Below are 13,086 nucleotides of genomic sequence, written 5' to 3'. Positions count from 1 at the left end.
GAGTGGTTGTTTTCTGAAGCGTGGGATCTCTTTTACTTCGGGGATGACCCGGATGTGCGGGTCCGTTCCAGTAGTGAGCCTCCCGCACTGACTGGACGGCTGCAGATGGCAGCGGTGGGTGGGTTGGACGCGTGCCAGGTGTTGGACACGTTGAAAGAGATCGACGAGGCACGGTCCTGGCTGGACGCCCAGGAAGCCAAAGTTGTGACCCGGGCCCTGGACCTGCAAACCGAACACACCCGCCACGATCCGAGGGACTGGGGGTACGAGAAAACCGTCACCGCTTCGGAGATCAGTGCAGCCCTGCACATACCCGAACGCACGGCCGGGTTCCTGGTCGAGCACAGCACCCTGTTGACCCGGTACTGCCCGGCGACCCTGGAGGCGTTGGAGGCCGGGAAGCTCAGTAAACGGCACGCGTGGGCTGTGGTCGAGGAAGCCACCAGCATCCCCGACACCAACCCAGCCGTCACCGCGGATTTTGAGGACCGGCTCATTGACATGGCGGCCCTGACGACGGTGGCGAAGTTCCGGCAGCAGGCGAACCGGCTCCGGGAAGAACTCCACCCCGAAACCATCACCACCCGACGTAAGAAAGCGGTGAAGGAACGCGGGGTGTTCCTGACTCCGAGCTACGACGGGATGGCTTGGCTCGAAGCGTACCTGCCGGTGGATCAGGCCGCCGGGATTTTCCACCGGGTCGACACCGCCGCCCGTGCGTTGCAAGGACCCGACGAACCACGAACCCTCACCCAGCTACGCGCCGACGTCCTCATCGATGTCCTCACCAGCGCCGGTGCCACCGGGCACATAAGTACCGGAGGACCAGTCGTTGACGGGATCAACGGACTGGACGGGATGCCAGGGAACGGCGGATCGACCGCCGTGGGCGAGCCGGTCGGCCGTGGTGGTGCAGGTGCCTTCTGGGGTGTGCAGGCGAAGGTGTTCGTGACCGTCCCAGTGATGACCCTCCTCGGCGGGGACGCACCGGGTGAACTCGAAGGATACGGGCCGATCGACCCCGACACCGCGAGGAGACTCGCCGGGCACGCACCCTCGTTCACAAGGATTCTCACTCACCCGTTCACCGGGGCGAGGCTTGGGGCCGACGCCACTACTTATCGGGTCCCCAAAGACCTCCAAGATGCGGTCCGGGTCAGGGATCGGACGTGTCGGCATCCGGGGTGTAACCGGTTGGCGGTGTTCTGCGAACTCGACCACACCAAACCCTGGTCCCAGGGCGGGAAAACCAGCTACGGCAATTTGGCGGCGCTGTGTAAACGCCACCACAAGCTCAAATCCGAGGGCTACTGGCACTACCGACAACCCGAACCCGGAATGATCATCGCCATCTCACCGGCCGGCGAAACCTACCTCACCCGACCAGACCCACCACCGGCACCAAAGAAAGACCCACCACCCTTCTGAAGGAAGGTAGCTTTTCCACCCCCTCAAGAAACGTAGTCCTTCCGAGCCAGTCCCCTTAGGCCAGCCGCGTCGCGAGGCGGCACGCGTCTACGAACCTGGACCCGAACGACCTTCACGATCAGGACGCTTACGGTCTACGTCTCACGCCTAGGCGCGGGCCTTGACGGGTCCTGCAGGTCTGGCGGGTCCGGCAGGTCCGGCAGGTCTGGCGGGTCCGCCAGGCCCGGCAGGTCTGGCGGGTCCGCGAGGCCCGGCAGGTCCGGCAGGTCCGGCAGGTCCAGCAGGTCCGGCAGGTCCAGCAGGTCCGGCAGGTCCAGCAGGTCTGGCCGGCATCGCCGCTCAGCGGGGATGGCGGACACCCCTACTCATGACCAGCACTCCTGGCCAGAGAAACACGTCATGACCAGCACTCCTGGCCAGGGCCCCTCAAGCATCGGAAGACCTAACCGGGACGCTGATGCCTGGGGGTCCGGGCCTGGCCGGCATCCCCGCTCAGCGGGGGTGCTGGCCACTCCTGGCCACGTCATGACCAGCACTCCTGGCCAGGGCCCCTCAGCCATCGAAAGAGCTACCAGGACGCCGACACAAAAGTAGAGAGCATACTTCCTAACGCCGCGAAAAAGCGCGTCAACACAGTGTGAGGCCTATCACCTTATTAGCCAATAGCGCTGGTCTTTGGCATAGTCGGCGGCTGCACTCAGCAAATTCCAAGCAAAATATGAGAGGACCTCGTCATGCCCGACCAGACATTCCAAATCATCGCAATGGTGATCTATATGGGCGCCATGCTCGGAATCGGATGGTATGCCTTCAAGAGAACCTCGGACCTCGACGACTATATGCTCGCCGGCCGTGGACTCAAGCCGGGCGTGGCAGCCCTCAGCGCAGGAGCCTCCGACATGTCGGGATGGCTCCTCCTCGGACTCCCCGGAGCGATCTACGTCTCGGGTCTGATCGAGATCTGGATAGCCATTGGCCTTACCATCGGAGCCTGGCTCAACTGGAAATTCGTTGCACCACGGTTGCGCAGCTACACCGAGGTGTCGAACAACTCGATCACCGTGCCGAGCTTCCTCGAGAACCGGCTCAAAGACAAGACCCGCATCCTGCGGATCGTCTCCGGAATCATCATCCTGGTGTTCTTCACCTTCTACGTCTCCTCCGGCATGGTCGCAGGTGGAGTCTTCTTCGAAAGCTCGTTCAACTCCAACTACACCGTTGGCATGATCATCGTCGCCGCGGTCACCATCGCCTACACCCTCTTTGGCGGCTTCATGGGCGCCACCTTCACTGATGTTGCCCAGGGCCTGCTGATGCTCATGGCATTGATCATCGTCCCCATCATCGGGCTGGTTCAGGTCGGTGGCTTCGGTGGCCTGACTGATTCAATTCGCGAGGTTGATCCGTCGTTCCTGAACATCGTCGCCGGCGGCTCAACGGTTGCCATCATCTCGGCTGCCTCGTGGGGCCTCGGCTACTTCGGCCAGCCGCACATCATCGTCCGTTTCATGGCCATGCGCACCCCGCAGGACGCCGTTGCCGGACGACGGATCGGTGTGGGCTGGATGGTCCTCACCGTCATCGGCGCCATCTCCACCGCACTGGTTGGTATCGCCTACTTCCAGCAGAACCCGGATCTGTCGCTGACTGACCCCGAAGCCGTGTTCCTGGACCTGTCACAGGCTTTCTTCCACCCCTTCGTCGCCGGCATCATCCTGGCAGCGGTCCTCGCAGCGGTGATGAGCACCATTTCCTCGCAGCTGGTGGTCTGCTCCTCAGCCCTCGTCGAGGATCTCTACAACATGGTCTCCAAGCGCACCCTTACCAACAAGCAGGGCGTCGTCCTTGGTCGTCTGGGCGTTCTGGTCGTCGCGATTGTCGCCATCGTCCTGGCCTCGGGGCGCAGCGAATCGATCCTCTCGCTGGTCGCGTTTGCCTGGGCCGGGTTCGGCGCTGCCTTCGGCCCCACCGTTCTCCTGGCCCTCTATTGGAAGAAGCTCACCATGCCCGGCGCCCTCGCCGGCATGGTTTCCGGTGCCGTCGTGGTCTTCACCTGGGGCAACTCCGCCCTCGCCGACACCATGTACGAAATCGTCCCCGGTTTCTTCCTCAACCTGATCGTCGCCATCGTCGTCAGCAAGCTCACCTGGAAGTCCAACTCCGAGATCGAAGCAGAGTTCGACCTCGCGGTGAAGGGCACCCGCTCCTTCAAGCGGATCGCTGCTGAAAAGGCCGCCGACGACAGGATCACCACCGCCTAGGCACCCAGAACAACAGTTCTACGCACGACGACGGCGGCGCCTCTCAGCAAGGGAGGCGTCGCCGTCGTCGTTTGGGTTAGTGAGGGGACTCTCTAGCGGAGGGGCTGGCCAGCCATCCGCTCCAGCCGCTGGATCCGGTCACCCATCGGGGGGTGGCTCGCAAACATCTTCTGCACGCCGCCGCCCTTGAACGGGTTGGCGATCATCAGGTGTGACGTGTTGACGAGCTGCTGACTCTGAGGCAAAGGAGCCTGCTGGGTTCCCCGCTCAAGCTTGCGCAGCGCCGACGCCAGTGCGAGGGGGTCACCGGTCAGCTTGGCGCCATCCTCGTCGGCGTCGTACTCACGGGTCCGGCCGATAGCCGAACGCACCAGCACCGCAGCGAAGGGCGCAAGGATAGCCAGCAGAATCGCCGCAATCGGGTTGCCGCCCGAGTTGCGGTTGCCGCCCATCATTCCGGTGAACGCGAACATCTGCGCTACCGAGGTGATCACGCCAGCCACCGCAGCCGCCATGGAGCTGAGGAGAATGTCGCGGTTGTAGACGTGCATCAGCTCGTGTCCCAGCACCCCGCGCAGCTCCCGCTCATTCAGCAGGGACAGGATGCCCTGGGTGCAACACACTGCTGAATTCTCTGGGTTGCGGCCGGTCGCAAAGGCGTTCGGCGCCATAGTGGGCGACACATACAGGCGCGGCATCGGCTTGTTGGCTTTGGTGCTGAGTTCCCGCACGATCCGGTACATGGCCGGCGCCTGCTGCTCGGTCACCGGGACAGCCTGCATCGCACGGATCGCCAGCTTGTCGCTGCTCCAGTAGCTGTAGGCGACAGATCCGACGCCGATCAGGGCAAAGATCCAGATGAAGGCCGAGCTGCCCGTGGCCCCGGCAATAACCGCACCGAAGACCAGGAAGATGCCCATGAGGGCACCAAACAACATCACTGTCTTGGGTCCGTTGAAATGATTGTGCACTGAAACTGACAACTCCTTGGGTAACGGTCAATCACCGAGTACAACGCATCACATTGCACAGCTGTTCCAACTACTGCGCTAATTGCCCCCGACTACGGCTCGGGGTTACGTGAATCGTACTGCGCGAACCGTGGCTGGCGCTTCATCAGAATGATCACCAACAGAATGCACAGGAGACCGCCGAACACCGCTGTCCAGCCCTCCCCCAGCCACTCAGCGTTCCCGCCAGCCACCATGTCACCCAGCCGCGGACCACCGGCCACCACCACAATGAACACGCCCTGCAGGCGGCCGCGCATTGCGTCGGGGGTGGCGGACTGCAGGATCGTGCTGCGGAACACCCCACTGACCGAGTCGGAGATCCCGGCGAACACGAGGCAGATTGCCGCCGGAATGATCCAGGGGGACAGTTCGTCGGAAGCGGCAGCCTGCGAGGACCCGGCCATCACCACCACCAGGCCAAAAGCGCTGATCGAGGCACCCCACCCGATCACTGCCCACATCACTGCCAAACCCTGCCGGTGGATGTGCCCCAGCGGACCCGAGAAGAGTCCTGCAAGCACCGCCCCGACGGCGACTGACGCGAGCAGGATCCCTACCGTCAGTTCCCCGCCACCGATCAGGACAGCTCCGATCGCCGGCAGCAGCGCCCGCGGCTGCGCCATCACCATTGCCGCAAGGTCAATCAGGAACGTCATCCGGATGTTGGGCCGGGTGCCCAGGTACCTGAAGCCCTCCAGCACCGTGGCCAGTCCCGCCCGCCGCACCTCACCCTCGGGCGGTAGCGGCGGTAGCTTGAACAAGGCCCACAGGGCCGCCGTGAAAGTGACAACGTCAACGGTGTAGGTCCAGCCGTAGCCCACCTGGGCCACGAGCAGACCGGCGAACAGCGGGCCGACGGTCATGGCCAAGCCAAAGGTGATCATGCTCAGCGCGTTCGCTGCGGGGAGCAGCTCGGGGCGGACCAGCCGGGGAATGATAGCCGTCCGGGTGGGCTGGTTGATGCCTGCGGCACCGGAGTGGACCGCCACCAGTGAATAAAGCAGCCAGACATTCTCGATCCCGGCCCAGGCCTGCGCGGCGATCGCCATGGTACTGCCCCACAGGAAAAACCCGGAGACCAGGGCTACCTTGCGCCTGTCGTGGGCGTCAGCGATCGCCCCGCCGTAGAGTCCCGCGACCACGAGTGGCACCAGCGCGAACAACCCGAGGAGCCCCACGCTCAGGCTCGACTCGGTCAGACTGTAGACCTGCAGGCTTACCGCCACCAGGGTCAGCTGGGTGCCGACCGCCGACAGCGCCATCCCGAAGAACAACCGGCGGAATGCGGGGCTCTCTTTGAGCGGCGTGATATCGGCTAGAAGTTTGGGCACTCATGAAGTGTAGCGGCGAAGTGGTTTCCTCCAGCAACCACCGGTCCCAGGCGCGCGGCCCTGCGTGAAACTCGCGCTCAGGCAGTGCGTGACCCGTAGTCGGCGATCGCCCGATCCACGACTTCGAGCAGCCGCCGGTCTCCGATGATCCGGAAGTGACCCATCGTCTCCAGCTCAATGTTCTCGGCGCCGGGAAGCTGGCTCCCCTCGGGGATATGGGGGTCGAACCGGCTGTAGACGGAGGTGATCCGTGCGTTGGATCCGATGTTGGCGAGCTGCGTGCGGAGGAACTTGTTGCGGGGTGAGAAGGCCCTGATGCTCGGCAGCACAAAGAAGTTGGCGTAAATCGACCCGGAGAACGGCGTATTCACGGCGATCAACTGGCGTACCCGGTCGCCACCGTCGGGCTGGGTCATGACGTATTTGCCGATCAATCCGCCCTTGCTATGGGCCACCAGGACGACGTCAGTGAGATCGTGCCGGGCAAGGTACTCGGCCACGAGTGCCGCCATGGATTGGACGGTGCCCCGGTTGTAGCCAAGCTGCTGAACCACGTGCACCGGGTGACCCGCGGCCGACAGGTGTTCAGCGACCGGCCGCATGAACTGCCAGGTTTCGTAGATCCCCGGGATGAGCAGCACCGGCGGGCCCGGCTGCTCCGTTGGCCCAAGCTCCGGAATCAGGTACTGGGCGGGATCCTCACGGAACAGGAAACCATGTACCTGCCAGTACCCCACGTAGACGTAGTCCAGAACCCAGGACCATCCGCGTCTAGCGAGCAGCATGTGAGGGTTCACCAATACAGAACCGGGCGGTGGCCTCGGGCGAGCGATACATCATCACATGCGGCTCACCGGGGACCTCTCCGGTGGCCACGTCCGGCCCGGCGTCAGCGAGGCGGCGCATCCAGTCGGCCGGAACGATGGGGTCGCGGCTGCCGCGCACCAGCGTGACCGGGCAGGTGATCGCGGGCAGGGTCTCCTCGAGGCGGTGCTGAAGCATCGAGGGAAGGGTCTTGAGGTACCACTTCATGCCGGCGCGGAAGTAGTCGGAAACGACAATGTAGTTGGCCGCCGGAGACTCGCGCAGCGTGTCCTGGGCGAGCCGCATCATCTGCGTCGCGACCGTCCGTTCCCGGTCATTGATCGTCGGGGCCAGCAGGACCAGGCTCGCCACCAGGTCGGGCGCGGCGCGCACCGCCTCGGCGGCGACCTGGGAACCCATTGAATGACCGACGACGACGGCGTCCCGCACCCCCAGCACCCGCATCGCCTCGGCAGCAACAGCTCCGAATTCCTCGACCGTGAGTCGGCGACGCGGCGCCGGCAGCGCGGCGAACCCCGGGAGTTCGATGGCGCGCACCGTGCAGGTCTGGGCCAGGTAGGCGGCCAGGGGCTCAAAATACCGGGCGGACACCCCGATCCCATGAATCAGGATCACCTCGCGGCTGCCCGTCCCAACGGTCCTCACCGCGCAGGCCACCTCACCCACCACAACGGTTTGGGAGTGCTCCCAGATGGTCCGGCCCACTGCAACCTCTTTCATCGATTCCCTCAACGGTACCCAACCCCGACCCGCCCGACCGCCACCGGCGCGCCTATTATGAGTTTGTCAGAATAGATGGTTGACTGAGGTCATGACCGACATCCCGACACCACCGAGCGCAGCCGTTGCGCAATGGGCTACAGCCCTGCGTGCCCACGGCCGTCGGGTGACGCGTCAACGCCTCGCGGTTCTGGCGGCGGTCGAGCTTTCCCCCCACGCCACCACCGAGGATATCGCCGCCAGCGTTCGCGTTGACCTGCCGGAGATCACCGTGCAGTCCGTGTACGTGGTGCTGGCCGATCTCACCGCCCTGGGGTTGCTGCGCCGGATCGAAACACCCCATTCCCCTGCCCGGTATGAGACCCGCGTCGATGACAACCACCATCACGCGGTGTGCACCGGCTGCGGTCGTATCGAGGACGTCGATTGCGCCGTCGGCCACGCGCCCTGCCTCACCCCACAGTGGCCCGCCGGCACCAGCCCGATGACCATCCAGATTGCGGATGTCGTCTACCAGGGCCTGTGCGCCGACTGCCGCTAAGTTCCCCTCAAACCACCCCTATTTCCAACCACTGCAACAAAAGGAGCCAGATGTCTTCGAACTTCAGCACTACCCAATCCGGAGCACCAGTCATTGATGACGCCAACTCGTCCAGCCTGGGCCGCGACGGCGCTATCCCTCTGACCGATCACTACCTGATCGAGAAGCTTGCGCAGTTCAACCGCGAGCGTGTCCCCGAGCGCGTAGTCCACGCCAAGGGCGGCGGCGCGTTTGGTACCTTCGAGGTCACCTCGGACGTCAGCGAATACACCAAGGCATCGCTGTTCCAGCCAGGCGCAGTCACCGAGACGCTCCTGCGTTTCTCCTCAGTTGCCGGGGAGCAGGGTTCACCCGATACCTGGCGCGACCCCCGCGGCTTCGCCCTGAAGTTCTACACCGACGAGGGCAACTACGACCTGGTCGGCAACAACACCCCCGTCTTCTTCATCCGCGACGGCATCAAGTTCCCCGACTTCATCCACTCACAGAAGCGCCTGCCAGGAACCAACCTGCGCGACGCCGACATGCAGTGGGACTTCTGGACCCTCAGCCCTGAGTCAGCACACCAGGTGACCTGGCTGATGGGTGACCGCGGGCTGCCCAACTCATGGCGCACCATGAACGGTTACGGGTCACACACCTTCATGTGGATCAACGAAGCTGGCGTGAAGTCCTGGGTCAAGTACCACTTCAAGTCCAACCAGGGCCACGAGGTACTGACCGGAGACCAGGCCGAGGCACTTGCCGGGTCGGACGCGGATCACCACCTGCGCGACCTGTCCGAAAACATCGCCGCCGGCAACTTCCCGAGCTGGGACCTCAAGGTCCAGATCATGCCGTACGACGACGCCAAGGACTACCGGTTCAACCCGTTTGACCTCACCAAGGTCTGGCCTCAGGGCGATTACCCGCTGATCCCCGTCGGCAAGCTGACCCTGAACCGCAACCCGGAGAACTACTTCGCGCAGATCGAGCAGGCCGCCTTCGCGCCGTCGAACTTCGTCCCCGGCATCGCGGCCAGCCCTGACCGGATGCTGCAGGCACGGATCTTCTCCTATGCCGACGCACACCGCTACCGCGTGGGCACCAACCACGCACAGCTGCCAGTCAACGCGCCGAAGAACGAGGTCCGCAACTACTCCAAGGACGGAGCGGCACGGTACGACTTCAACTCGCCGTCCACTCCGGTCTACGCTCCGAACTCGGTTGGCGGCCCAGCCGCTGATCCGGCACAGTACGGCCCTCACGGCGGCTGGGAGAACGACGGCGACCTGGTGCGCGCCGCACACTCCCTCCACGCAGAGGACGACGACTTCGGCCAGGCAGGCACCCTGTACCGCGAGGTCTTCTCCGACGCCGAGCGGGCACGCTTCCTCGACACCATCACAGGTGCCGTCGGCGGCGTGACCATCGACGCCATCCGGGAGCGGGCCATCCAGTACTGGACCAACGTCGACGTCGAACTCGGTGCCAAGCTCCGTGCAGCACTCGGCGCTGACGCCTCCGGTGGAAACACCCAGGCCGAAGCCGCCAACAAGGTCTAACCGTTGGCCTAACCGGCTGTCAGCCCCGAGTGGGCAACAAGAAAGGCGGGCCCCCAGGGGCCCGCCTTTCTTGTTGCCCTGGCTTACCGTGCCTGGAGCAGGTGCGCTCTGGATCGCGTCAGGCCCGCTGCTGCTCGGCCCCGTTCGCCTGGTCAATCACGTCAAAGAAGTGGTCAAGCATCATGAGCAGGGCCGCTTCGACTGCCTGCCGGTCACGGTTGACGACGAAGTCATACTGCAGGCCGTACACACCCGAGATATGCATCCGTGCGGCCGTGTCAGCCATCTCTGCCGGAACACCCTGGCAGACCAGCCAATCCCTGATAAACCCATGCCAGTACTCGAACTTCGCTACGGCGCTCTCCCGAGGCGAATCGCTGACCGCGTCGTGAAGGGACGCCTCGAACTCCAGCCGCTGTAGCTGCCGGTTCCGTTCAATCTGCGACCACCGCCAGGAAGCCAGCGACCACTCCCGGAAATCCTCACGGCTGAGGTCTTCCGGGCTGGGTAGCTTCACCGTGGCGTCACGTTGCTCAATATGGGTGACGATCTGGTTGACCAGTTCCTCGCGATTGCCGAAATGGTAAACCAGCACGTAGCTGCTGATGCCAAGACCGTCGGCCAGTGTCCGGAAACTCAACCCTGCAAATGTCTTATCCAGCAGGTAGTCAAGGATCTGGTCCAGCAGTTCAGTCTTGCGTTCCGGGTTCGGTGGTCGGGCCATACTTTGCATAGTACGTTGGCTGATCGATAGGGCCAACACCTACAACATTTGAGTAACGTTCTGTCTAATTCTTGATGCTAATCCGGTCGGCGTGGTCTTGATCCGCACCGGCGGCAACGGGTTCGGTGCGCGACAGACGCGCGCCCTCGACGTCGACGTCGGGCAGGATACGGTCCAGCCATTTAGGCAGCCACCAGGCGTGGCGGCCCAGCAGGTACATCGCGGCGGGCACGAGGGTCATCCTGACCACGAACGCATCCACCAGCACCCCGAAGGCCAGGCCGAACCCGATGGGCCGGACCATGGTCAGGTGGGAGAACACGAACCCGGCGAAGACCGCCACCATGATGATCGCCGCAGCGGTCACCACCCGTGCGCCATGGCTGAAGCCCACGCGGACGGCGCTCTTCGCACTGCCGCCGTGGACCCATGCTTCACGCATCCCCGACACCAGGAACATCTGGTAGTCCATCGCCAGCCCAAACAGGACACCGATCAGGATGATCGGCAGGAAGCTCAAGATCGGCCCCGGGTTGGTTACCCCGAAGATGTCACCGAACCAGCCCCACTGGTAGATGGCGACCGTTGCGCCGAAGCTGGCCAACAGGGACAGCAGGAAGCCGGCGGTGGCGATCAGCGGCACCAGGATCGACCGGAACACCAAGAGCAACAACACCAGGGAGAGGCCGACGACGATCCCCAGGTACAGGGGCATTGCCTCCATGAGTTTCTCGGAAACGTCGATGTTGGCTGCAGTCTGACCGGTCACGGAGATCAGCACTCCGGTGTCCGACTCGATGGCCGGTGCCGAATCGCGCAGTTCGCGGACCAGCTCTTCGGTGCTCTCGCTGGCGGGTCCCTCGGTCGGAATCACCTGGAAGATGCCCGTGCGTCCGTCGTCGCTCACGCCAGCCGGTACTGCGGCGGCGGTGTTGTCGACGGTCGCCAGCCGGTCGGCCACCTCGAGCTGCAGCTCGCTCAGTTCCGCGTCAGTATCGGTGGCCGGAAGATTAGCCACCACCAGCAGCGGACCGTTGGTTCCTTCGCCGAAGTACTCGCCAGCCAGTTCATAGGCCTGGAAGGCCGTGGAGTCGACCGGTTCCGAACCGCCGTCGGGCAGGCCGACCCTCAGATCGAGGGCTGGCAGCGCGATGACGGCCAGGGCGGCAACGCCCGCGATCAGGGTGAGGATCGGCTTCCGGGTAGCGAACCCACCCCAGCCACGACCGCTGGCTGCCTTCCGGTCCTCTTCCGCCTGCACCTGTTCGTGGGAGGCCTCGAGATCGGATTCGGCCTCCGCCTTGGCCCACCGGCGACGGGAGATGACCTTGCGGCCCATGAATCCCAGCAACGCCGGGGTCAGGGTGAGCGCCACGAGGACCGCGACGGCAACAGTGCCGGCGGCGGACATGCCCAGCAGGGTGAGGAACGGCAGTCCGGGGACGGCCAGCGCAGCGAGGGCAATGATCACGGTAATGCCTGCAAACAGGACAGCGTTGCCGGCAGTTCCGGTAGCCCTGCCGATCGATTCCTGTACGTCCATTCCCCGCAGCAACTGGGTCCGATGCCGGTTCACAATGAACAGGGAGTAGTCGATGCCGACGGCGAGACCGAGCATCAACGCCAGGACCGGCGTGATGGAGCTCATCGAGATGACGCCGGTCAGGGCAAAGGTCACTCCCACACCCACCCCAACGCCCACGATGGCCATCAGCAACGGCAGTCCGGCGGCAACCAGCGTGCCCAGCATGACGATCAGCACGATCACGGCGACCAGCAGCCCCACAATTTCGGCGATACCGAAGATCTCGGAGATGTCCTGGACAATCTCCTTGCTGTAGAACACGTTCACGCCGGCGTCGGTGGCGGTGTCTGCTGCCACCTGGACCGCTTCGCGGGTTTCCAGGGTGACGGCGTCTACCGGGGAATCGAACTGGACGCTGGCAACCGCTGCGGAGCCGTCGTCGGACACGAACTGGATCCCCGACGACGCGTCGAGGGTGCGCTCAGCGAGATCAATCTCGGCACGGCCTTCTTCCAGCTGGCTCCGACCATCCTCGATCTCGGCCAGTGAGGCATCGAGCTGCGCCTGGCCTTCATCAAGCTGCGCCTCGATGGCTGTCGCCTGTTCCGGCGGGAGTAGCTCCCGGCTGGCTTCAAACTCTTCGCGCTGGGCGTCGAGATCGGCCTGACCTGCGGCGGCCTGCTCTGCGCCTGCCTCCAGCTCCGCGGTGCCCTGCTCAAGCTCCGCCCGGCCCTCGTCGATTCCGGCCCTGCCCTCGTCGAGCTGGCGGGAGACGTCGAAGGGATTGATGACCGCTTCTACTCCCTCAACCTGCTCAAGGTCGGCGAGCGCCTCCTCAACTGAGGACTGCTGTTCTTCGGTCATTGCCCCATCGGGGTTCTCGAACACGATGGTGCCCATGCCGCCGATGGCGTCGGGCATGGTGTCGCGCAGTTCGTCGAGCACACGCTGTGACTCGGTACCCGGGATGGTGAAGTTGTTGCTCAGCGTGCCCGAGAACGCGGCAGCTGAACCACCGACGGCCAGCAGGATGGCAAGCCAGGCGGAGACGATCCACCAGCGCTGTCGTGATGCAAACTTGCCTAAGCGATACAGCAGGTGTGCCATGAAGTGTTCCTCGGTTCGTTCGGTGGGTGGAGGTTATGAAGCTGGGGTGGGGTGGGCACTGGTCGGC

At 64.1% G+C, this 13,086-nt stretch carries 11 protein-coding genes; 4 read left to right on the top strand and 7 right to left on the bottom strand.

Translation table 11 applies throughout. The features are described 5' to 3' along the window. Positions 1-1,428, top strand: a 1,428-nt coding sequence (locus HMI58_RS08345; RefSeq protein ID WP_240153748.1) for an HNH endonuclease signature motif containing protein, incomplete at its 5' end; no start/stop codon positions are given. Between the two features lie 134 nt (positions 1,429-1,562). Here the strand turns inward: HMI58_RS08345 and HMI58_RS14670 are convergent. Further along, the gene (locus tag HMI58_RS14670; protein WP_225667957.1) at positions 1,563-1,787 is read right to left on the bottom strand and encodes a hypothetical protein; all 225 of its coding nucleotides are present in this window, start codon (positions 1,785-1,787) and stop codon (positions 1,563-1,565) included. Between the two features lie 375 nt (positions 1,788-2,162). On the opposite strand from HMI58_RS14670, the gene putP reads away from it, so the two are divergent. Continuing rightward, a complete protein-coding gene (gene putP / locus HMI58_RS08335) occupies positions 2,163-3,689 on the top strand; it encodes a sodium/proline symporter PutP (protein ID WP_171618918.1) in 1,527 nt (508 codons plus the stop codon). A 92-nt stretch (positions 3,690-3,781) separates the two neighbouring features. Here the strand turns inward: putP and htpX are convergent, their stop codons facing one another. The 4 genes from htpX to HMI58_RS08315 form a co-directional block, all read right to left on the bottom strand. Then, a complete protein-coding gene (htpX, locus tag HMI58_RS08330; protein ID WP_171618916.1) occupies positions 3,782-4,660 on the bottom strand; it encodes a zinc metalloprotease HtpX in 879 nt (292 codons plus the stop codon). A gap of 92 nt (positions 4,661-4,752) precedes the next feature. Beyond that, entirely contained in the window at positions 4,753-6,033 is a 1,281-nt protein-coding gene (locus HMI58_RS08325) for an MFS transporter (RefSeq protein ID WP_171618914.1), read from the bottom strand. Positions 6,034-6,110: 77 nt separating this feature from the next. Continuing rightward, positions 6,111-6,818: an alpha/beta fold hydrolase gene (locus tag HMI58_RS08320; protein WP_171618912.1), complete on the bottom strand. Its 708-nt coding sequence runs from the start codon at positions 6,816-6,818 to the stop codon at positions 6,111-6,113. Continuing rightward, positions 6,805-7,578: an alpha/beta hydrolase gene (locus tag HMI58_RS08315; RefSeq protein ID WP_171618910.1), complete on the bottom strand. Its 774-nt coding sequence runs from the start codon at positions 7,576-7,578 to the stop codon at positions 6,805-6,807. The genes HMI58_RS08320 and HMI58_RS08315 overlap by 14 nt, the downstream gene beginning before the upstream one ends. Positions 7,579-7,669: 91 nt before the next feature. Here HMI58_RS08315 and HMI58_RS08310 point away from each other — a divergent pair, with 91 nt between their 5' ends. Then, complete coding sequence (locus tag HMI58_RS08310) at positions 7,670-8,119, top strand: Fur family transcriptional regulator (RefSeq protein WP_171618908.1); 450 nt, start codon at positions 7,670-7,672, stop codon at positions 8,117-8,119. Between the two features lie 50 nt (positions 8,120-8,169). Further along, on the top strand, positions 8,170-9,663 hold the full coding sequence (locus HMI58_RS08305; protein ID WP_171618906.1) for a catalase: 1,494 nt from the start codon (positions 8,170-8,172) through the stop codon (positions 9,661-9,663). A 118-nt stretch (positions 9,664-9,781) separates the two neighbouring features. Here the strand turns inward: HMI58_RS08305 and HMI58_RS08300 are convergent, their stop codons facing one another. Next, positions 9,782-10,387 (bottom strand): TetR/AcrR family transcriptional regulator, encoded by a 606-nt coding sequence (locus HMI58_RS08300; RefSeq protein ID WP_171618904.1) that lies wholly within the window; start codon positions 10,385-10,387, stop codon positions 9,782-9,784. A 64-nt stretch (positions 10,388-10,451) separates the two neighbouring features. Next, on the bottom strand, positions 10,452-13,019 hold the full coding sequence (locus HMI58_RS08295; protein WP_171618902.1) for an MMPL family transporter: 2,568 nt from the start codon (positions 13,017-13,019) through the stop codon (positions 10,452-10,454). Between the last annotated feature and the right edge of the window lie 67 nt (positions 13,020-13,086).

Origin of the sequence: Arthrobacter sp. 147(2020) (genome assembly GCF_013116715.1) — a bacterium.
Classification (GTDB): domain Bacteria; phylum Actinomycetota; class Actinomycetes; order Actinomycetales; family Micrococcaceae; genus Arthrobacter_D.
Note: the sequence above shows the minus strand (reverse complement) of the source record. Positions and strands in the feature narration are given on the sequence as shown.